This is a genomic window from Micromonospora sp. CPCC 206061 (assembly GCF_036906915.1).
Classification (GTDB): domain Bacteria; phylum Actinomycetota; class Actinomycetes; order Mycobacteriales; family Micromonosporaceae; genus Phytohabitans.
The window spans coordinates 279,154-299,210 of record NZ_JBAKHX010000004.1; the positions used below are offsets into that span (position 1 = coordinate 279,154).

General features: G+C 69.1%; 23 protein-coding genes. 6 read left to right on the plus strand and 17 right to left on the minus strand.

Features of this window, described 5'->3' with window-relative positions; genetic code table 11:
* Positions 1-45 precede the first annotated feature (45 nt).
* Positions 46-474, minus strand: coding sequence for a DUF3151 domain-containing protein (locus V6V89_RS05660; protein ID WP_334617856.1), 429 nt, complete (start codon positions 472-474; stop codon positions 46-48).
* 223 nt (positions 475-697) lie between these two features.
* Here V6V89_RS05660 and V6V89_RS05665 point away from each other — a divergent pair, with 223 nt between their 5' ends.
* The gene (locus V6V89_RS05665; RefSeq protein WP_334617857.1) at positions 698-1,879 is read left to right on the plus strand and encodes an LOG family protein; all 1,182 of its coding nucleotides are present in this window, start codon (positions 698-700) and stop codon (positions 1,877-1,879) included.
* 1 nt (position 1,880) lies between these two features.
* On the opposite strand, the gene V6V89_RS05670 is transcribed toward V6V89_RS05665, so the two are convergent.
* The 3 genes from V6V89_RS05670 to V6V89_RS05680 form a co-directional block, all read right to left on the minus strand.
* The gene (locus V6V89_RS05670) at positions 1,881-2,399 is read right to left on the minus strand and encodes a hypothetical protein (protein ID WP_334617858.1); all 519 of its coding nucleotides are present in this window, start codon (positions 2,397-2,399) and stop codon (positions 1,881-1,883) included.
* Between the two features lie 115 nt (positions 2,400-2,514).
* Complete coding sequence (gene fbaA, locus V6V89_RS05675) at positions 2,515-3,540, minus strand: class II fructose-bisphosphate aldolase (protein ID WP_334617859.1); 1,026 nt, start codon at positions 3,538-3,540, stop codon at positions 2,515-2,517.
* An 86-nt stretch (positions 3,541-3,626) separates the two neighbouring features.
* A complete protein-coding gene (locus V6V89_RS05680) occupies positions 3,627-4,016 on the minus strand; it encodes a phage holin family protein (RefSeq protein WP_334617860.1) in 390 nt (129 codons plus the stop codon).
* A 102-nt stretch (positions 4,017-4,118) separates the two neighbouring features.
* Between V6V89_RS05680 and V6V89_RS05685 the strand changes: the two genes are divergently transcribed.
* Together V6V89_RS05685 and V6V89_RS05690 are read left to right on the plus strand one after the other, a co-directional pair.
* Entirely contained in the window at positions 4,119-4,328 is a 210-nt protein-coding gene (locus V6V89_RS05685) for a hypothetical protein (RefSeq protein ID WP_334617861.1), read from the plus strand.
* 51 nt (positions 4,329-4,379) lie between these two features.
* Positions 4,380-5,120: a DedA family protein gene (locus tag V6V89_RS05690; RefSeq protein WP_334617862.1), complete on the plus strand. Its 741-nt coding sequence runs from the start codon at positions 4,380-4,382 to the stop codon at positions 5,118-5,120.
* A 69-nt stretch (positions 5,121-5,189) separates the two neighbouring features.
* Here V6V89_RS05690 and V6V89_RS05695 read toward each other — a convergent pair whose 3' ends face one another.
* The 8 genes from V6V89_RS05695 to V6V89_RS05730 form a co-directional block, all read right to left on the minus strand.
* Complete coding sequence (locus V6V89_RS05695; protein ID WP_173040617.1) at positions 5,190-5,567, minus strand: ArsR/SmtB family transcription factor; 378 nt, start codon at positions 5,565-5,567, stop codon at positions 5,190-5,192.
* A 63-nt stretch (positions 5,568-5,630) separates the two neighbouring features.
* Complete coding sequence (pyrE, locus tag V6V89_RS05700) at positions 5,631-6,164, minus strand: orotate phosphoribosyltransferase (RefSeq protein WP_334617863.1); 534 nt, start codon at positions 6,162-6,164, stop codon at positions 5,631-5,633.
* Positions 6,165-6,214: 50 nt separating this feature from the next.
* On the minus strand, positions 6,215-6,997 hold the full coding sequence (locus tag V6V89_RS05705) for an SDR family NAD(P)-dependent oxidoreductase (protein WP_334617864.1): 783 nt from the start codon (positions 6,995-6,997) through the stop codon (positions 6,215-6,217).
* Complete coding sequence (locus V6V89_RS05710; RefSeq protein WP_334617865.1) at positions 6,994-7,596, minus strand: hypothetical protein; 603 nt, start codon at positions 7,594-7,596, stop codon at positions 6,994-6,996. Before V6V89_RS05710 ends, V6V89_RS05705 begins: the two co-directional genes overlap by 4 nt.
* Before the next feature lie 31 nt (positions 7,597-7,627).
* A complete protein-coding gene (locus V6V89_RS05715) occupies positions 7,628-8,389 on the minus strand; it encodes a hypothetical protein (RefSeq protein ID WP_334617866.1) in 762 nt (253 codons plus the stop codon).
* Positions 8,390-8,547: 158 nt separating this feature from the next.
* A complete protein-coding gene (locus tag V6V89_RS05720) occupies positions 8,548-8,907 on the minus strand; it encodes a hypothetical protein (RefSeq protein ID WP_334617867.1) in 360 nt (119 codons plus the stop codon).
* 18 nt (positions 8,908-8,925) lie between these two features.
* Positions 8,926-11,517: an ATP-dependent chaperone ClpB gene (clpB, locus tag V6V89_RS05725; protein ID WP_334617868.1), complete on the minus strand. Its 2,592-nt coding sequence runs from the start codon at positions 11,515-11,517 to the stop codon at positions 8,926-8,928.
* Between the two features lie 67 nt (positions 11,518-11,584).
* Positions 11,585-12,160, minus strand: a complete 576-nt coding sequence (locus V6V89_RS05730) for a DUF1707 domain-containing protein (RefSeq protein ID WP_334617869.1) — start codon at positions 12,158-12,160, stop codon at positions 11,585-11,587.
* 23 nt (positions 12,161-12,183) lie between these two features.
* On the opposite strand from V6V89_RS05730, the gene V6V89_RS05735 reads away from it, so the two are divergent.
* From V6V89_RS05735 to V6V89_RS05745, 3 genes are all read left to right on the plus strand, one after another.
* Positions 12,184-12,684, plus strand: coding sequence for a cation:proton antiporter regulatory subunit (locus V6V89_RS05735; RefSeq protein ID WP_334617870.1), 501 nt, complete (start codon positions 12,184-12,186; stop codon positions 12,682-12,684).
* A 4-nt stretch (positions 12,685-12,688) separates the two neighbouring features.
* Positions 12,689-13,897: a cation:proton antiporter gene (locus V6V89_RS05740; protein WP_334617871.1), complete on the plus strand. Its 1,209-nt coding sequence runs from the start codon at positions 12,689-12,691 to the stop codon at positions 13,895-13,897.
* A gap of 117 nt (positions 13,898-14,014) precedes the next feature.
* The gene (locus tag V6V89_RS05745) at positions 14,015-14,446 is read left to right on the plus strand and encodes a hypothetical protein (RefSeq protein ID WP_281891913.1); all 432 of its coding nucleotides are present in this window, start codon (positions 14,015-14,017) and stop codon (positions 14,444-14,446) included.
* Between the two features lie 89 nt (positions 14,447-14,535).
* Here the strand turns inward: V6V89_RS05745 and V6V89_RS05750 are convergent, their stop codons facing one another.
* The 5 genes from V6V89_RS05750 to dnaK all read right to left on the minus strand — a co-directional run bounded on the left by V6V89_RS05750 (position 14,536) and on the right by dnaK (position 19,103).
* Complete coding sequence (locus V6V89_RS05750; protein ID WP_334617872.1) at positions 14,536-14,739, minus strand: antitoxin; 204 nt, start codon at positions 14,737-14,739, stop codon at positions 14,536-14,538.
* 88 nt (positions 14,740-14,827) lie between these two features.
* Positions 14,828-15,265: a heat shock protein transcriptional repressor HspR gene (locus tag V6V89_RS05755; protein WP_334617873.1), complete on the minus strand. Its 438-nt coding sequence runs from the start codon at positions 15,263-15,265 to the stop codon at positions 14,828-14,830.
* Positions 15,266-15,292: 27 nt separating this feature from the next.
* Positions 15,293-16,462 (minus strand): molecular chaperone DnaJ, encoded by a 1,170-nt coding sequence (gene dnaJ / locus V6V89_RS05760; protein ID WP_334617874.1) that lies wholly within the window; start codon positions 16,460-16,462, stop codon positions 15,293-15,295.
* A 32-nt stretch (positions 16,463-16,494) separates the two neighbouring features.
* Positions 16,495-17,205 carry a nucleotide exchange factor GrpE gene (grpE, locus tag V6V89_RS05765; protein ID WP_334617875.1) on the minus strand — a complete coding sequence of 237 codons (711 nt, stop codon included), beginning with the start codon at positions 17,203-17,205 and terminating at the stop codon, positions 16,495-16,497.
* Positions 17,202-19,103, minus strand: coding sequence for a molecular chaperone DnaK (gene dnaK / locus V6V89_RS05770; RefSeq protein ID WP_334617876.1), 1,902 nt, complete (start codon positions 19,101-19,103; stop codon positions 17,202-17,204). Before dnaK ends, grpE begins: the two co-directional genes overlap by 4 nt.
* Positions 19,104-20,057: the final 954 nt, after the last annotated feature.

Here is a 20,057-nt window from a genome sequence, read left to right on the forward strand (position 1 = left end):
GAAGGGCCCGCCGCCGCACACGCCCGCGTGGCCGGAGCGGGGAAGCTAGACGTTGGACATGGCGTCGCCGGCCGCCGGGTCGCAGTCGCGCAGGAACTGAGCGCAGCGGGCGGCCTCTTCTGCCTCACCGATCTCGTCGGCGGACCGGGAGAGCGCGTGCAGCGACCGGAGGAACCCGCGGTTCGGCTCGTGTGACCACGGCACCGGGCCGTGCCCGCGCCAGCCGCTCTTGCGGAGCTGGTCCAGGCCCCGGTGGTATCCGGTGCGCGCGTACGCGTACGCGGTGACGGCCTTGCCCTCGGCGAGCGCCCGACTGGCGAGAACCGCCCAAGCGGCGCTGTAGGTCGGATACCGGGCGGCGACCGCCTCGTAAGCCTCGGCTGTGCCCACCCGCTCCGCATCGGCCAGGGCGGCGACCGCCTTGTCGTCCGCGGGCAGCAAGGTGGCGGGCGGTTCGGGCATCAGGTTCTGCATGGGCACATTCAACCCGCAACCACCCCCGTACTGTGCCTGAAAGGCTGAGGGATTCGTCACGCGAGCGGCCGGTGCGCGAGACCCCGTACTGGGCTAACAATAAAAGTCCGGAGCCTCCCCAGGACCCGGTAACGGGAGCCCGGTGGCCTTGTGCCACCGGGCTCTCTCTTGTCCGGTTGACTGTGCCATCACGCAGTTTGGTGCGTTGCGAGAAGATGGTGGTGTGTCATCCCCACCGCCTGCCGACGTTCTCGAGCCCCACGACACCACACCGACCGAGATCGAGTCCCGCACGGAGCTCGACCTTCATCTGCACAATGGCAGCCTCGCCGGCTTAACCGTGCAGGGGTTGAGGCTGGACGTCGACCCGATACCGGACCTGTCCGCCGTCGACCTGCGCGACACGTTCTTCATCGGTTGTGCCTTTGCGTCGGCCGATGTCGAAGCCGACCTCGTCCGCCGCGGCGCGCACGTGGTACCGCCGATGCGCGACCTGCCGTACCCGACGCACCCGTGCGTGCTCTACACGCCGGAAGACCTGGCGGCCGGGTTCGACACCGCGGGCTTCGCCGGCATGTACGACACGGTGGTGTACGAGCATTTCCGGGCGCACGGCGGCGCGCTGCCCGAGGTGCGAGAGGCGCTGGCCCAGCGGCTGCACGACCACGGCATCGACAACGCGCTGGCCGACGACACACGGGCGTGGCTGGCGCGGCACGGCGCCAACTCTGTCGTCGGTGTGATGGGCGGTCACGCGGTGCCGCGCGGCACGTCCACGTACCGGCTGGCCGCGACCATCGGTTGGCAGCTGGCACGTGCGGGGCGGCTTGTGGTGACCGGTGGTGGCCCGGGCGTCATGGAGGCCGCCAACCTCGGCGCATACCTGTCGACCCGTACACAGGAGGAACTGGCCGCCGCGATCGACATGCTGGCGCCGGCGCCCGACTACCTCGACCACGATCGGTACACGGCGGCCGCGCTGCGGGTCCGGGCGGCGTTCGGGCCCGAGGCGTCGCTGCCGTGGCCGCGCTGTGGCGGCCTGGCGATCCCGACCTGGCTGTACGGCCACGAGCCGGCGAACCTCTTCGCGGGCCGCATCGCGAAGTACTTCTCGAACGCGATCCGGGAAGACACGATCCTGCGGCTGGCACGGGGCGGCATCGTGTTCGCCGCCGGCCGGGCCGGCACGGTGCAGGAGGTGTTCCAGGCCGCGACGAAGACGTTCTACGGCACCGACGGCGCGAGCGGCGCGTACGTGTTCCTGGATAGCGCGTTCTGGACCGAGACGCTGCCGATCGAGGCCCTGTTGCGCCCGTTGCTCGCCCTGTCTCCGCAGGGCGACCTGTCCACGTCGATCCACGTGACCGACGACGTCGACGAGGCTGTCCGGGTGCTGACCTCGTAGGTCAGGCGATCGGCACGCGGCACCAGAAGCCCACCGCGAGATCGATCTCCTCCGAGTCGGTGAGGCCGTTCTCGTCGAGCGCGTTGTAGATCGCCAGCCGGGCGCCGTCGAAGAGGAACTCGATCGCGTGCAGGACCCGGGGCCGCCAGTGCGAGGGCATGATCCGCTCGATCACGTTGACCTCGCGGAGCCGCCGCCCCTGAACCGACCGGAGCGCGTCGTGCGCGTCGGCTCGCCAGTCGAGCGCCAGCCCGGGCCAGTCGAGTGGCATGGACATGTCGACGTGGTTCCAGGTGATCGCGCACTCGTCGAACTTGCGGTGCGTGACCTCCACGTTTACGTCGCCGAAGCCGAGGATCACCGGGCCGTCGGCGAACCAGCGGCGGCGATCCAGGTCCCACATGAGCCAGGCGCCGTCCAGGTGCCGCCCGACGATCCGGCTGAAGCGTGAGCGATGGGCGGCCGCGAGCGTCTTGGCGCTGTGGCACCACTGCGGCTCGTACCCCTCGATGCCGAGCACGACCGACCTCCAGAGCGCATCAGATCGGACGATCGTACCGAAAAGCCGTCCCCTACCCGGTACGGCACGCGGCCGGCCCCTCGCAAGAGGGACCGGCCGCGGATGCCGCCTTGATCTACTTCGACAGCGAGGTGCCGACCGAACGCAGGTGCTCGCACGCCTCGACGACGCGCTTGGCCATGCCCTCTTCGGCGGCCTTGCCCCAGGCCCGCGGGTCGTAGGCCTTCTTGTTGCCGACCTCGCCGTCGATCTTGAGCACGCCGTCGTACTGGCTGAACATGTGGCTCACGACCGGACGGGTGAACGCGTACTGCGTGTCGGTGTCGATGTTCATCTTGACCACGCCGTAGTCGAGCGCCGCCCGGATCTCCTCCAGCAGCGACCCAGAACCACCGTGGAAGACCAGGTCGAGCGGCTTCTCCTTGCCGTACTTGGCGCCAACCGCGTCCTGGATCTCCTTGAGGATCTCGGGGCGCAGCTTGACGTTGCCAGGCTTGTAGACGCCGTGCACGTTGCCGAACGTGAGCGCCGCCATGTAGCGGCCCTTCTCGCCCAGGCCGAGTGCGGCGACGGTGGCCAGGCCGTCCTCGACGGTGGTGTACAGCTTTTCGTCGATCGCGCCGACGATGCCATCCTCCTCGCCGCCGACCACGCCGACCTCGATCTCCAGCACGACGTGCGCGGCTGCCGCCTCGGCGAGCAGCTCCTCGGCGATCTGAAGGTTTTCGTCGAGCGGCACAGCGGAGCCGTCCCACATGTGCGACTGGAACAGCGGCGCCTCACCGCGGGCCACCCGCTCCTTGGAGATGGCGAGCAGCGGGCGTACGAAGCCGTCGAGCTTGTTCTTCGGGCAGTGGTCGGTGTGCAGCGCGATGTTGACCGGGTAGTTCTTGGCGACCTCGGCGGCGAACGCGGCGAACGCCGCCGAACCGGTCACCATGTCCTTCACCGTGGGGCCGGAGAGGTACTCGGCGCCACCGGTGGAGACCTGGACGATGCCGTCGCTCTCGGCCTCGGCGAAGCCGCGCAGCGCCGCGTTCAGCGTCTGCGAGGACGTCACGTTGATCGCGGGATACGCGAACGCGCCGGCCTTGGCGCGGTCGAGCATCTCGGCGTAGACCTCGGGGGAAGCGATAGGCATATCAAACGCTCCTAGGTATGCAGGTTGAGTGCGCCGGACCGCGCTGTCCTCCAGCCCGAAGTATCCCGCAGCCCGGCTGGCGTCTCTCAGTCGGCCTTGCCTTCCCACCGGTCGGGCACCACGAGGGCGATCAGCCAGCTGACCACGGCCATCACGATCGCACCCCAGAAGGCGGGCCAGAATCCGTCGATCGAGAAAGGCAGGTCGATCTTGTCGGCGATCCAGTCGGTCAGCAGGAACAGCAACGCGTTGACCACGAGCGCGAAGAGTCCCAGCGTCAGGATGTAGAAGACACACCCGACGACATGGATGATGGGCTTCAGTACCGCGTTCACGATGCCGAAGATGAACGCCACGAGGATCACGGTCAGCACGTCTCGACCGGTCGAGCTGCCGGTCACCTCGATGCCGGACACCACGAGCGTGGTTATCCACAGCGCGATAGCGTTGATCACAAGCCGGACGAGGAATCCCACCACCACATCGTGACACCGCAGTACCGGGTTATACGCCGGGTTTTCCTGAGGAACTCCTGGGGCAGACCAGACTGAGCGGAAGATCAGCGGAAGGGAGGCACGATGACCGAGCCCGACGAAGACTTCACACACGGCGACCACCTCGCCGCCGAGGAGCGCGACATCGAGGCGCCGGCGGACGACGCGGTGGAGCAGGCGACCCTTGCCCAACCGGCCGATCAGGAGCCGGAGGTGCACCGGGGCTTCGAGGTGAACGACTGGGACGCGCTGGAGCAGGCGAGGGTCGTCGATCTGGACGACGACTACCGATAGGGCGGGTTGGCGCAGGGCACCGCCGTGACACAGTGTGCACCGGTACTCTGTGTGCCCGTGGACACCGCCGAGAAGACCCGCGCGCTCACCGAGCAGCTGGCCGTCAACCCGCTCGATCCGAAGGAACTGCTACAGACCTTCGGACTGGTAGGCGTGTGGGCGATCCTTTTTGCCGAAACGGGCCTGCTCGTCGGCTTCTTCTTCCCGGGCGATTCGCTACTCTTCCTCGCTGGCGTCGCCGCCTCTCCGGTGGCCGACGCGATGTTCGGCGACGGCACGAAGCTCTCGCTCGCTGGCCTGCTGATCGGGGCGCCGATCTGTGCGATCACCGGTGCTCAGCTCGGGCATTTCCTGGGCGCCCGGTACGGCCGGAAGATGTTCGAGCGTCCGAACTCCCGGCTCTTCAAACGTGAGTACGTCGAGAAGGCCGAGTACTACTTCGAGAAGTTCGGACCCGCCAAGGCCGTGGTGCTCGCACGCTTCATCCCGATCGTGCGCACGTTCCTCAACCCGGTGGCCGGCACGCTAGGCATGCCCGCGAAGAAGTTCTTTCTCTGGAACGTGATCGGCGGCATCCTCTGGACCGACGGCATCCTGCTGGTCGGCTATCTGCTGGCAGAGAGCATCTACGACGCCGTCGGTGACCACATTGACCGGTACATCCTCCCGGTAGTGGCTCTGATCATCCTGATCTCGGTGATGCCGATCTTCGTGGAGATCATCCGGGAGCGTCGGGCCAAGCGCCGCGCGAAGGAAGTCATGGAGGAGGTCGGGGCCACCGAGCCCCGATAACGTCCCAAGGCAAGGGACATCGCCCGGTGTCGCGGAGCACTGCTCAGCGACGCCGGGCGATTCGCTAATTCAGCGAGCCTTCTTAGTGGCTCGCTTACGCGGCGGGGTGAGCAGGTCCGCGATCGTTGCGATCGCGGTCGGCACCAGCCGGTAGTAAGCCCACACTCCACGCTTCTCCCGCTCCAGCAAGCCGGCCTCGGTAAGGATGCGCAGGTGGTGGCTCACGGTCGGCTGCGAGAGGCCGAGCGGTGCCGTGAGGTCGCAGACGCATGCCTCGCCTTCCGGCGCCGACTGGATGAGGCTCAAGAGCCGCAGCCGGGCCGGGTCAGCGAGTGCTTTCAGGACCCCAGCGAGTCGCTCAGCATCAGCGCGCTCGATCGGCTCGCCGCCAAGCGGCGAGATCTGAGGCATGGTTGTTTCAGCCAACGCAGTTCCCACGTACTCCATCCTTCCACCTACACCATCGATCCGCCTGCATATCAGCAGGTCCGAATCGGCAAACTTTTAGGCCTAAAGGCCGAGGTCGCCCAACGTGTAGGCCGCTCGATACGGGAGTCCCACGTCCCGCACCGCCTCGCCGGCACCGCGATCCACGATAACCGCTACACCCACTACCTCTGCCCCAGCCTCTTTAAGTGCCTCGACCGCGGTCAGCACACTGCCGCCCGTGGTCGAGGTGTCTTCCACAGCGAGGACCCTGCGGCCGGCCACCCCTGGCCCTTCGATCCGCCGCTGGAGTCCGTGCGTCTTCTCGGCCTTACGAACCACGAAGGCGTCGAGCGGACGCCCCGCCGCCGAAGCGGCGTGCAGCATCGCCGCCGCCACCGGGTCCGCACCCAACGTCAGGCCGCCAACCGCATCGAAACTCCAGTCTGCCGTGAGGTCGAGCATGACCCGACCAACCAACGGGGCCGCCGCGTGGTGCAGCGTCACCCGACGGAGATCGACGTACCAGTCCGCCTCACGACCTGATGACAACACGACCCGGCCGTGAACCACGGCCAGTTCAGTGATGAATTTACGCAGGTCGTCATGGTCCCCCATGGCGCACAAGCGTACTTGTCAAATGATGGGGATGAACGGTGGATCCGGCACTACCCTTCGCGACCGATGCGGCCTCGGACGTCTCGGGAGGCGCCCTGGAGGAGTCGCCGAGGCGCGTGGCGCAGTCCGAAGACCACCAGCTTGTACTTCCAGTTCGGCACACTCACGACCTTGCCCCTACCCAGGTCACGCAGAGCGTCGCGGACCACGTCGTCAGCGCGCAGCCACATCCATTCAGGGGTTTTAGACACGTTGATGCCTGCCCGCTGGTGGAACTCGGTGCGCGTGTATCCGGGACACAGAGCCATTACGCGAACACCGTACGGACGCACAGAATGCGCTACGGATTCACTGAAATTGGTGACCCAAGCCTTGGAGGCCGAGTAGGTAGAACCAGGCATTACGGCGGCGAACCCGGCAACCGAAGAGACATTTATCACTCCCCCGTGACGCCTTTCCGTCATACCTGGGAGCGCCGCGAGCGTCAGCCGCATCACGGCGTGCACGTTGAGCCGCAGCAGCCGCGTCTCGTCAGCGGCCGTCGACTTCAGGAACTTCTGGTTGAGGCTGATGCCGGCGTTGTTGACCAGCAGGTCGTGCGGCCCGGCCAGCTTCCGCTCCACGGCCGCGCAGCCGTCGTCGGTGGCCAGGTCCGCGGCGAGCGGCGTTACGGGTACACCGTGGCGCTCAGCCAGTTCCGCGGCGAACCCGGCGAGCCGCTCCGCGTCGCGGGCCACCAGCGTGAGGGCGTACCCCTGCTCGGCCAATTGGCGGGCGAAGGCGGCACCGATGCCGGCCGTCGCTCCCGTGATCAGGGCGGTCGGTGCGGTCATGCGTCGCCACCCACAGCCGGTGTCGTCGCCGGCCGCCGCTCGCGGAAGTACGGGTGTGCGGCCGGCAGGGCGAGGAGCAGGGCGACCACGAGGTAGCCGAGCACCTGGCCGGTCGCGGCCATCCCGCTGAGCGCGAACCACCACGCCGGGTAGGCGTCGGTCAGCGCCCGCGTCAGCTCCTGCGTGATGCGATCGTCGGAGACGTTCCACGTCAGAGCGGCCTGCATGAGCACGGCGAACAGGCTGAAGACGCCACAGAGCAGCCCCAGGCCGCTGACGAACCAGGTGGTGATCCGGGCACCGGAGCTGCCGCGCAGATTGCCGAAGGCCAGAGCCGTCAGCAATAGGCCCACGACCACCGCGAGCACCGCGGCGACGATCACGGTGCCCCAGGCGAGGTTGGCCAGGACGTCGATGACACCGTCGCTGGCCCCGGTGGCCTCGGCCGCCTGCCGGTACCGGTCGACGACTCCAACCGTGCCGGCGAGCCCGAATACCGCGTAGGCCAGCCCGGCAACCGCCATGGAGATCATGATCGCGGCGGCCGCGGTGACGACCGCCGGGCGCCGGGCCGGCTCGATGGTCTGCGCGCTACTCATGGCGTACAGGACACCATGAGTAGCGCTCGGATCAGACAGCGGGCGGCGGGCTCGGTGGGTCGGACGGCCGGTTCTCCGACGGCGGCTGGGCCGGCGGCGCGGTGGCATCCCCAGCCGATGGCGGCGTAGACGGCGATGGCGGCGCAGCGTCGGTGGCCGGCGGCGCGTACGGGCTCGGGCCGGCCGGCGGCACCTGCGGGTACGCCGGGTAGGCGCCACCCGGCACCGGAGGCTCCCACGCCTGGGTCGGCTTGCGGAAGAACTCGTTCGACGGCGGCAGGGCCAGCAGGATCAGCGCGACGAGCAGCGCTACCAGCGTGATGACCGACGTCGTGAGGCTCAGCGGCGTCAGCCAGGGCAGCTCGCTATTGATGCGGTCCTGGATCTCGGCCGGGTCCGGACCGTCGCCTGTGGACATGTTCAAGGAGCTGCTGGCCGCCGTGCCCACGATGCCGAAGCCCGTGCAGCACAGCGAGATGCCGCCGACCACCCACGTGACGATCCGGGAGACGTTCTTGCCGCGGCTGTTCAGGATGCCCAGTACGACGAAGCCCGCCGCGAAGAGCAGGCCGAGCACGGAGGCGACGACCACTGAGGCGGTCGCGATCCCTTCGGTCCCCTCGGCTGTGGTGCCCTCGTAGGCCTCGGTGTAGACGTCGCTCACGGTGCCGATGGTGGCGAGCTGAGTCACCGCACCGATCACTCCGATGGCGGCGCACAGGTACAGCAGATAGCTGGAGATGGTGACACTCCCCGGACGCACCCTGGCGTCCGGAGTCGTGGGATCGGACACGACGCTCCTTCCCTAGATCGCAATGAACACGGTATCGATACCCTGCCACGCTGCCGACACAAACGGTGCCCCGGCCAGCGAGGGCCGCGCCAAGGGCGCCTCGGTCGAGAAGATCCGGCCTTGATCGACGGGAAGGGGGCCGCCAAGGCCGCCGCGGGTCAGGGAAGGGTTGGGCGGGACGTGGCGTAGTCGGCCAGGGTGGTGCGGTCCATGACGCAGCCCTGGAACGTGGTCAGCTCCGAGCGGTCGTGACTCATCGCGCCCCAGGCCGCGCGGGCCGCCTCGGGGTCGACGCGCTCCAGGAGCGTCGCCGCGTACACCTTGCCAGCGGGCGAGCCGTGCGCGAGCAGCCAGGCCAAGTGTGGCCGGAGGTCGTCGGCCTGACCCGGCAGCGCCGCGCGGACCGTCTGGTACGCGGCCGTGGCGGGCAGGATCCGCGCGGCCAGGCCGACGCCGCCGAACGCGACGACGGCGGCGGCCGCCAGGTCGTGCACCGCTGTAGCGATCGAGTCGGTCATCAGGCCACCTCGTTCCGATCAACCGGTGCCCACGCTCAGCCCGTCCTTGGTGTCTGCCAGGTCGACACGCACCGTGTCGCCGTCTCGGATCTCGCCGGCCAGCAGCCCCTTGGCCAGCCGGTCGCCGATAGCCGACTGGACCAGCCGGCGCAACGGCCGGGCGCCGTAAATGGGGTCATACCCATGCTCGGCCAGCCAAACCCGGGCAGCGTCGCTCACCTCCAGGGTGAGCCGACGGTCGCTCAGCCGTCGCCGCATCCGCTCGAGCTGGATGTCCACGATGGAGGTGAGGTCGGAGCCGGTGAGCGAGTGGAACACCACGATGTCGTCGAGCCTGTTCAGGAACTCCGGCTTGAACTGCGACCGCACCACCGCGAGCACCGCCTCGCGCCGCTCGTCTTCGCTCAGCGTCGGGTCGGCGATCACGGAGGAACCCATGTTCGACGTGAGGACGAGGATCGCGTTGCGGAAATCGACGGTGCGGCCCTGGCCGTCGGTCAGCCGGCCGTCGTCGAGCACCTGGAGCAGCACGTCGAAGACGTCCGGGTGGGCCTTTTCGACCTCGTCGAGCAGCACGACCGAGTACGGCCGGCGCCGCACCGCCTCGGTGAGCTGGCCGCCCTCCTCGTACCCGACGTAGCCGGGCGGGGCCCCGAGCAGCCGCGCCACCGAGTGCTTCTCGCCATACTCGCTCATGTCGATGCGCACCATGGCCCGCTCGTCGTCGAAGAGGAACTCGGCGAGCGCCTTGCCCAGCTCGGTCTTGCCGACGCCGGTGGGGCCGAGGAAGAGGAAGGACCCGGTGGGCCGGTCGGGGTCGGCGACGCCCGCACGGGCCCGGCGGACCGCGTCGGCGACCGCACCGACCGCCTCCGCCTGCCCGATCACCCGGGACGCCAGCGACTCCTCCATGCGCAGCAGCTTGGCGGTCTCGCCCTCCATGAGGCGGCCGGCCGGGATGCCGGTCCAGGAGGCGACCACCGCGGCGATGTCGTCGGCTCCCACCTCTTCCTTGAGGATCGCGCCGTCCGCTTGCAGTACCGCCAGCTCCGCCTCGGCCCTCGCCAGCTCGGCGCGCAGCTGCGGGATGCGGCCGTATCGAAGCTCGGCCGCGCGCTCCAGCTCGGAGTCGCGCTCCGCGCGGTCGGCCTCGCCGCCGAGCCGCTCCAACTCCTCCTTGGCCGTGGAGATCTTGGTGATGTGCTCCTTCTCCAGGCGCCACCGCTCAGAGAGCGCGGTGAGCTGCTCTCGCCGGTCGGCGAGCTCTTTGCGCAGCCGTTCCAGCCGCTGCGCGGAGGCCGGGTCGGGCTCCTTCGCGAGCGCCATCTCCTCGATCTCCAGGCGCCGCACGGCCCGCTCGATCTCGTCGATCTCGACGGGTCGGGAGTCGATCTCCATACGGAGCCGGGACGCCGACTCGTCGACCAGGTCGATCGCCTTGTCCGGCAGGAACCGGTCGGTGATGTACCGGTCGGAGAGCGAGGCCGCGGCCACGAGGGCGGCGTCGGTGATCCGTACACCGTGGTGCACTTCGTAGCGCTCCTTGAGGCCACGCAGGATGCCGATGGTGTCCTCGATCGTGGGCTCGCCCACCAGTACGGGCTGGAATCGCCGCTCGAAGGCCGGATCCTTCTCGATGTGCTGGCGGTACTCGTCGAGCGTGGTCGCGCCGACCATGCGCAGCTCGCCGCGGGCGAGCATGGGCTTGAGCATGTTGCTCGCGTCCATCGAGCCTTCGCCCTTGCCCGCGCCCACGACGGTGTGCAGCTCGTCGATGAACGTGATGACGTGGCCGTCGGAGTTCTTGATCTCCTCCAGCACCGACTTGAGGCGCTCCTCGAACTGCCCGCGGTACTGCGCGCCGGCCACCATCGCGGCCAGATCGAGCGCGACCAGCCGCTTGTCGCGCAGCGACTCGGGCACGTCGCCGGCGACGATGCGCTGGGCGAGGCCCTCGACGATCGCGGTCTTGCCGACGCCGGGCTCGCCGATCAGCACGGGGTTGTTCTTGGTACGCCGGGAGAGCACCTGGATGACCCGACGGATCTCCGAGTCGCGGCCGATGACCGGGTCGACCTTGCCGTCGCGGGCGCGCGTGGTCAGGTCGACGCCGTACTTCTCCAGCGCCTGGTACGTCTGCTCCGGGTCGGCGGTGGTGACCCGGCGGTCGCCGCCCCGCACGGTCGGGAACGCGGCGACGAGGTTGTCTTCGGTGACGCCGGCCTCCCTGAGTGCCTGTGCGACCACGCCACCCACGCGGGCGAGGCCGGCGAGCAGGTGCTCGGTGGAGGTGTATTCGTCGCCGAGCGGCCGGGCGATCTGCTCGGCGGCCCCCACGGCGTTGACGAACTCGCGCGACAGGCTGGGCTCGGCGAGGCTGGAGCCCCGGGCGGAGGGCAGGTTTTCGACGGCGCGGGCGGCGGCGCGGCGGATGTCGGCGGGGTTGGCGCCGACCGCGCGCAACAGGCCACCAGCGGTGGAACCCCCGGTGTCGAGCAGCGAGAGCAGCAGGTGCCAGGGCTCGACGGTGGCGTGCCCGCGCTGGCTCGCGGTCGCGACAGCGCTAGTGATCACTTCCCGGCTCTTGGTGGTCAACCGTTCGGCGTTCAATCTTGCTCCCCAGAGTTGAGCGTGTCTGGCTCAACTCTAGCGCGGCCGCACCCAATTGCCAGACCGATTACCAGCACCATCCCCAGAACCGGTACTGCCGGCGCACGACCAGGCTGCCCATCGACTGGCGACCGGTCACCACGAAGTGCGGCTGACCGCCGACCTCAGGCAGGTTTCCACGCACCTTCACGCTGCCCGCGACGGTCTGTACATCGGTCGCGTCCACCGAGGCGCCTGCCGGCAGCACCAGCACCGTGCTGCCCGCGACCACGTCGAGCACGATCTCCACCACCGGGTAGCTGATCACCGCGTCGGTGAAGTCCAGCTTGACCGACCCGGCCTTGTTGCTGGCCACGATCCGCCGCGGCACCACCCAGGCGCCCTTGCGCTTCAGCTCGGCAGCCACCGACCGTAACTTGACGACCTCGCGCGGCACCGGCGTACCGGGTGCCACCGGCAGGTCGGCCAGGTACGGCTCGATCTCGCCGAACGTCCGCGCCGCGAGCACGCCCGCGACCCGCTCCTCGAACTCGTCGAGCGTGATCCGGCCGTCGGCGGCCGCCTGGTTGAGCCGCTGGACGACGCGCTCCCGGTCCGCATCGGACATCCGGAGATCACGATGCTGGGGAGAAAGCTCGCTCACGCCCAGAAGGTACCGTGTTCCCCGTGCGTGTACGGGTGGAGCAGACCACGCTGCCGGGCATAGGGGTACGTCACGAGCTAGTGACCACCTCGGGCCGCCGGGTAGGCGTGGTGTCGCATCGAAACGGTCAACGTGATCTTGTCCTCTATGACAAGGATGATCCAGACGCGTGCGTCGCGTCCATCCCGCTCACCGACGACGAAGCCGAGGCCCTCGCCGATGTGCTCGGCGCCTCGCTGATGCTCGGCCAGCTCGCTGGGCTGCGCCAGCAGGCCGCCGGGCTCCTCACCGAGCAGGTGCCGATCCCCGCTGGCTCGCGCTGGGTCGGGCGGCGCCTCGGCGAGACCAAGGCGCGCACCCGCACGAGCGCGTCGATCGTGGCTGTCCTCCGGGACCGTGAGGTGATCGCGTCGCCCGGTCCCGAATTCGCCTTCGAGGCCGGCGACGTGGTGGTGGCCGTCGGCACCCGCCAAGGGCTGGACGGCCTCACCGAGATCCTCGCCAACGGCGACCCGGACGGCTGATCGGATGCACGACACGACCGTCCTGCTCATCGAGGTCGGCGCCCTGCTCTTTGGCCTCGGAATGCTCGGTCGGCTCAGCCGCCGCTTCGGCCTGTCGCCCATTCCGCTGTACCTCTTCGCCGGGCTCGCCTTCGGGCACGGCGGGCTGCTGCCGCTGTCGGCGAGCGAGGAGTTCTTCGCCGTCGGCGCCGAGATCGGCGTGATCCTCCTGCTGCTGATGCTCGGCCTGGAGTACTCGGCGAGCGAACTGGTCGGCAACCTGCGCAGCAACGCGCCGGCCGGCCTGCTCGACGGGGTGCTCAACGCCGTGCCCGGCGCCCTCTTCGGGATGCTGCTCGGCTGGGGCTGGCAGGCGTCGCTGGTGCTGGCCGGCATCACCTGGGTCTCGTCGTCCGGAGTGATCGCCAAGGTGCTTGCCGACCTTGGCCGCCTCGGTAACCGGGAGACGCCGGTCATCCTGTCCGTGCTGGTGATCGAAGACCTCGCGATGGCGCTCTACCTGCCGCTGCTCACGGCGGTGCTGGCCGGCACCGGCCTGGTGGCCGGCGCGCAGTCGCTCGCCATCGCGGTTGCCACGGTCGGGGTGGTGCTCGTGGTCGCGATCCGGTGGGGGCACGCCATCTCCGCCTTCATCTCGGCGCGCGACCCCGAGGCGCTACTGCTGGGCGTGCTCGGTCTCACGCTGCTGGTGGCCGGAGCCGCCGCGCAGCTCAAGGTCTCGGCCGCGGTGGGCGCGTTCCTCGTCGGAATCGCGCTCTCCGGCCCCGTCGCCCACCACGCGACCCAGTTGCTCTCCCCACTGCGCGACCTCTTCGCGGCGGTGTTCTTCGTGTTCTTCGGTCTGGCGACCGACCCGCGCGACATGCCGCCGGTGCTGCTGCCCGCGCTGGCACTCGCGGTCGTCACCATGACGACCAAGGTCATTACTGGGTACATCGCCGCCCGGCGCGCCGGCATTGCCATACCGGGTCGGTGGCGTGCCGGCCTGGCTCTGATGCCCCGAGGCGAGTTCTCGATCGTCATCGCCGGGCTGGCCGTGGCGACGCCGGGCATCGAGTCCGGGTTGGCGGCGCTCGCGACTGCTTACGTTCTGATCACAGTCGTGACCGGCCCGATGCTGGCTCGCTTGCCCGACTTTGCGTGGTTTAAGAGCATCTTGCGAGCGCGACAGAGATCCATTCCACGCCCAGAGCCGGTTCCCTCTCCCGACTAATTCCGTCGGATGACACATTCCGCCACTTCCGTAAGTACCTCGTTACGCGTTACGGTGTCGCCGCAGCAATCCGGGGGTCCGGCCCGGAGGGTGGTAGCTCGCGAGGGGAGTAGGCGGGTGACCTTGCAGCAGTCGACGTTCCGAGGATTCGCCAACCCGGTCGACCCCTCGGCCGCCGAGTTGCGTGCCTGGGCGTACCAGCCCGACTCGGTGCCATTGCAGTCCATGCCGCAAGACTGGGACCTGCTGGTCTCCGGCGACCGGTTGATCGGCACCCTTTTCGACCTGGCTATGGACCGCTCGTGCCCAGCTCGCCGGTTCGCCCTGCACTGCCTGTACATCTACGCCGCCGACGGCATCCGCACCAACTTCCGGGCACACCCCAAGCGCCGGCTGCGCAAGCTGGTGGAGCAGGCCGAGGAGTACGGCGACGAGCTGATGGTCACCTGGGCGCACAACACGCGCGTGCTGCTCGCCCGGCCCGATCTCTTCGACTACCACGACTGGTGCGAGGGCGGCCTCGTGCGCCAGTCCCGCCGTCTGGGCTGACCCCGCTCAGAGCTGACGCCACGAACAGGGGCGGGGATCCCCCGTGGATCCCCGCCCCGCGTGTGTCGCCATGTTCACGCCAACGTCGGTCACTGTCGCGTGCCGTCGTCGTCCGTCCTGTCGATGTAGTCACTGGCCGCGTTCTGGCCCTTGTCGACGTGCTGGGCGTACTTGCCGCCGGTCGCGTCGTCGACCTTGTCGCCGGCCTTTTCGACGCCGTCCTTCACGCGATCGGCGCCGACCTTGTCAACAGCCTGGTCGGCCTTCTCCCTGAACGAGTCGGCGATCCCCATCGATCCTCCTTCGCTGACTGGTGGTCCGGAATGTGCCGTCCGAACCAAAAGTCAGGTTAGTCGACAGGCCCGGCCCAGCGGGCCGGAATCAAGATTGCGTACGCCTGCTCGGACGCCACACGACCAGCGCGTTCGATGTCCTACTCATGGGTACGAGGTCGCGGCGTGGGTAGCCGGTCGCCTCCATCTCGGCGATCCGCTGGTAGGCGTCGGTGAGCGCGGCCTCGAGCTCGCCGAGGCGCTCCTGAAGCTCGGCCACGAGCTGCTCCAGACCGATGATCCGCTTGATGCCGGCCAGGTTGACGCCGTCTTCCTGGCTGAGCCGCTGCACCTCGCGGAGCAGCGCGACGTCGCGCACGCTGTATCGCCGGCCACCGCCGCTCGCCCGCCCCGGCTGCACCAGCCCCAACCGGTCGTACTGCCGGAGCGTCTGCGGGTGCATCCCGGCCAGCTTCGCCGCGACCGAGATGATCAGCACCTTGGCGTCGGAGGCAACCTCGACCGAGATCTGAAACTCCTCGTCCACCACGCTCACCTCCAGCAGACCATTGGACTAACCATATCGACGCACCCGTGCGTCCAGGTGTTCCCGCGGTGCCGGTGCGACCTCGGTCGCCAGCGTCGCCAGCGCGTCGCGGGCCTTGTCGGAGAGTTCCTTCGGCACCACGATCTCGACGGTCACCAGCAGGTCGCCGGCGGCGCCGTCGCGGCGGCTCACCCCCTTGCCGCGCGCCCGCAGGGTGCGGCCGCTCGGGGTGCCCGGCGGCACCCGCAGGGTCACCGCGCCGTCCATCGTCGGCACCCGAAGGTCGGTGCCCAGAACGGCCTCCGAGATCGTGATCGGTACGGTCAGCGTCAGGTCGTCGCCGGACCGGCCGAACAGGTCGTCGCGACGCACCCGCACCAACACGTACAGGTCGCCGGCCGGCCCGCCGCGCTCGCCCGGCTCGCCCCGCCCGGCCAGCCTGATCCGCTGGCCGTCGGCCACGCCAGCCGGGAAGCGGACGTTGATCGTGCGGGTCTTGGTGACCCCGCCGGTGCCCCGGCACTCGGGGCACTTCTCGTCGACGATCGTGCCCACGCCCTGGCACTCGCGGCAGGGCTCGGAGAAGCTGAACGACCCCTGGTTGCGGGTCACCATCCCCGAGCCCAGGCACACCGGGCAGGCCCGCGGCTGGGTGCCAGGCTTGGCGCCGGAGCCGTGGCAGGTGTCGCAGACACCCGGCGCGCGTATCGACAGCGGCAGCGTGACGCCCCGGATCGCGTCTTCGAAGTTGAGCACGACCTCCGTCTCGACGTCGCGCCCCCGCACCGGTCCACGGGTGCGGGTCGCGCCTGCCCCGCCCGAAAAGATCGTGCTGAACAGGTCGGAGAAGCCCGCGCCACCGAACCGGCGGTCGCCCGGGCCGGCAGTGCCGCCACCGAAGCCGCCGAAGAGGTCGGACGGGTCGAACCCGCCACGGGCGCCGCGCCGGAACGCGCCCGACCCGAAGAGCGTGCGCATCTCGTCGTACTCCTTGCGCTTGCGCTCGTCGGAGAGCACGTCGTACGCCTCGGAGACGGCCTTGAAGCGGTCTTCGGACTCCGAATTACCCGGATTGTGGTCAGGGTGCAGCTCGCGGGCGAGCTTCCGGTACGCCTTTTTGATCTCGTCGGAGGAGGCGGACTTCGGCACCCCGAGTACGGCGTAAAAGTCCTTCTCCAGCCAGTCCTTGGAGCTCACGTCATCCACCTCCTCCCAGATCGATCGGCTGGTTACTCAGGGTCGGCGACCGCGACGAGAGCCGGGCGCAGCAGGCGGTCGCCGAGCAGGTAGCCCCGGCGCATGACCTGTACGCAGGTTGGCTCGCTGACCTCCGCGGAGGTCTGGTGCGCGACCGCCTCGTGCCGCGTCGGGTCGAAGGGGTCGCCCTTCTCCCCGAATGCCGTGAGCCCGAACTTCCCCAGCGCCGCCACCAACTGCTCGGACACCGCGGCGAAAGGGCCCACCAGGTCACCGTGCTCGCGAGCACGGTCCAGGTCATCGAGTACAGGCAGGAGCGCGCCGAGCACCGTACCGGTGGTCTGCTCAGCGGCGAGACCCCGGTCGCGGTCGACCCGCTTGCGGTAGTTCGCGTACTCCGCGGTCACGCGCTGCAGGTCGTTGGTGCGCTCCTCCAGCTCGGACCGCAGCGCCTCGAGCTCCGCGCCCAGCGGACCGGCCGCCCCTTCCTCGGCCTCCGGAGCCGCCTCGGTGGACTCGGCCGCCTCGGCAGCCTCGACGATCTCGCCCTCGACCGCCTCTTCCGGCGCCGCGTGGCTCGGCTTGTGCTCCTTGGCGGTGCCGGGCTCGGACTGCTCGGGCGTCTCGGCCGGCTTGTCCTTGTCGTCGGCTTCCGACTTCACCTTGCCGCCGGTCGGGTCGATCCTCCGCTTGTCACGGATGACGACCCGCTCGGCGGGCTGGTCATCGTCTCGTGCAGTCACTTCTTGTCGTCCTCGTCGACGATCTCGGCGTCCACCACGTCATCCGGCTTACCAGCGGAACCAGCCGACCCGCCGGGGCCCGCCGTGCCCGCGCCACCCGTCGCGCCAGCGGCGCCGGCGGTCGGGTCCGGCTGCTCGGCCTGCTGCTGCGCGTACAGCAGCGAGCCGGCCTGCTGCGACACCGTGGCCAGCTTCTCGTGCGCGGCCCGGATGTTCTCGATGTCGGTGCCGCCCAGCGCGCTGCGCAGCTCGCCGAGCGCCTCGTTGATCGCCTCCCGCGAGTCGGATGGCAGCTTGTCGCCGCTCTCCGCGAGGAACTTCTCGGTCTGCCACTGGAGCTGCTCGGCGAGGTTGCGTGTCTCGGCCTCTTCGCGGCGACGCTTGTCGTCATCGGCGTGGTCCTGCGCGTCGCGCATCATCCGCTCGATGTCGTCCTTCGGCAGCGCCGAGCCGCCGGTGATCGTCATCGACTGCTCCTTGCCGGTGCCCAGGTCCTTGGCGTGGACGTGGACGATGCCGTTCGCGTCGATGTCGAAGGTGACCTCGATCTGCGGCACGCCGCGTGGCGCCGGCGGCAGGCCGGTGAGCTCGAACGTGCCGAGCTTCTTGTTGTACGCCGCGATCTCGCGCTCGCCCTGGAAGACCTGGATCAGCACGGACGGCTGGTTGTCGTCGGCGGTGGTGAAGACCTCGGACCGCTTGGTCGGGATCGTCGTGTTGCGCTCGATGAGCTTGGTGAAGATGCCGCCCTTGGTCTCGATGCCCAGGCTCAGGGGGGTCACGTCGAGCAGCAGGACGTCCTTGACCTCACCCTTGAGGACACCGGCCTGCAGCGCGGCGCCGACGGCGACGACCTCGTCCGGGTTGACGCCCTTGTTGGGCTCCTTGCCGGTGAGCTGCTTGACCAGGTCGGACACCGCGGGCATCCGGGTCGAGCCGCCGACCAGGATCACGTGGTCGACGTCGGCCACCTTGACGCCGGCGTCCTTGATGGCCTGCTCGAACGGGCCCTTGCAGCGGTCGAGCAGATCCTGCGTCATCCGCTGGAACTCGGCGCGGCTCAGCGTCACGTCAAGGTGCAGCGGCGCGGAGGGGCTGCCGTCCGCGCCCGCCGGCCCTGCGGTGATGTAGGGCAGGTTGATGCTCGTCGTGGTGGCCGCGGACAGCTCGATCTTGGCCTTCTCGGCGGCCTCACGCAGGCGCTGCATCGCCATCTTGTCCTGCGACAGGTCGACGCCGTGCTGGCCGCGGAACGTCTTGACCAGGTGGTCCATGACGCGCTCGTCCCAGTCGTCGCCGCCGAGGTGGTTGTCACCGCTGGTCGACTTGACCTCGATGACGCCCTCGCCTAGCTCCAACAGCGACACGTCGAAGGTGCCGCCGCCGAGGTCGAAGACCAGGACGGTCTGCTCCTTGGAGCCCTTGTCCAGCCCGTACGCCAGCGCGGCCGCGGTGGGCTCATTGACGATCCGGAGGACGTTGAAGCCGGCGATGTCGCCAGCCTCCTTGGTCGCCGTCCGCTGGGCGTCGTTGAAGTACGCCGGGACGGTGATCACCGCGTCGGTGATCCGCTCGCCAAGGTATGCCTCGGCGTCGCGCTTGAGCTTCATAAGTACCCGGGCGGAGATCTCCTGCGGGGTGTACTTCTTGCCGTCGATGTCGACGGACCAGTTGGAGCCCATCTCCCGCTTCACCGACCGGATCGTCCGATCGGGGTTCGTCACCGCCTGGCGCTTGGCAACCTCGCCGACGAGCACCTCACCGTTACGGGCGAACGCGACGATCGACGGCGTAGTGCGCGATCCCTCGGCGTTCGCGATGACGGTGGGCTCGCCACCCTCGAGCACGCTGACCACGGAGTTGGTTGTGCCGAGGTCGATGCCGACCGCACGTGCCATGTTCGCTTCCTCGCTTCTCCTGGGAGACTCTGCGTTTTCAGTCAAGTTGAGTGAACCAGACTCAATACTGCCACGATCACCCCGGCCGTCAAGCCAGGGTTGAGCCAATCACACGCAACTCACAGCCGACCCCCCACCCCACCCCCACCCCCTCGCCCCTCATCACGCCCCGCGCGCCGCCCGCTCCCCTTCTCGTCGATCAAGGACAAAGGCACGTGCTTTGATCTCCAATCCACTGCATTTGCCCTTGATCGATGCAATCCCCCTTGATCGGCGGGACTTGATCTTCTACTGCCTGTAGCGCGGGGACGACGGTCAGGAGCTGCCCTCTCTCCGATCCACGGCCTTTGCCCTTGATCAGGGAATCTGTCCTTGATCGGCGCAACCCGCACGGTTCCTGTTGTCTGCGATGCGTGGATCGGGCAGTCTTTACCCGTGACGTCGCACGGTGACATGCCGGCGGGCAGATCTGGCACGCCCACCGTGACTCCCGAGGAGCCGCCGGCCGACCCGGAGTCGGAGTCCGACATGGACGCTCGGCCAGGTTCTCCTGCCCCCGAGCCGCAAGATGCTGCCTCAGTGACGCCCGAGCCCACCCCGGCGGCCCCTTCTACGAAGGTGCCGGCCGCTCCCACAAACGGCACCGCGGCCAAGGCCCCGCGACCCGCCGCGACTGACGCGACGGCCGACGACGCAACCGCCGCAGCGGCAACAGAGCCGGCCGGTGCTCCGGCCGATCCGGCGGCCAAGGATGCCGACCCGGCAACCGAGCAGTTGGGCACCGTCGACCTGTCGACCGCACTACCGGAAGCCGAAACCAGCGCCTCACGACCTGACCGAGCGACGGACGCGACCTCGCCGGTCGCGACCAGCGCCTCCCCGACCGAAGGGTCGCCCTCCGAAGAATCTTCCGAGGCGGCGGACGCCGACAAGCCTCCCACCGACGCGCCGAAC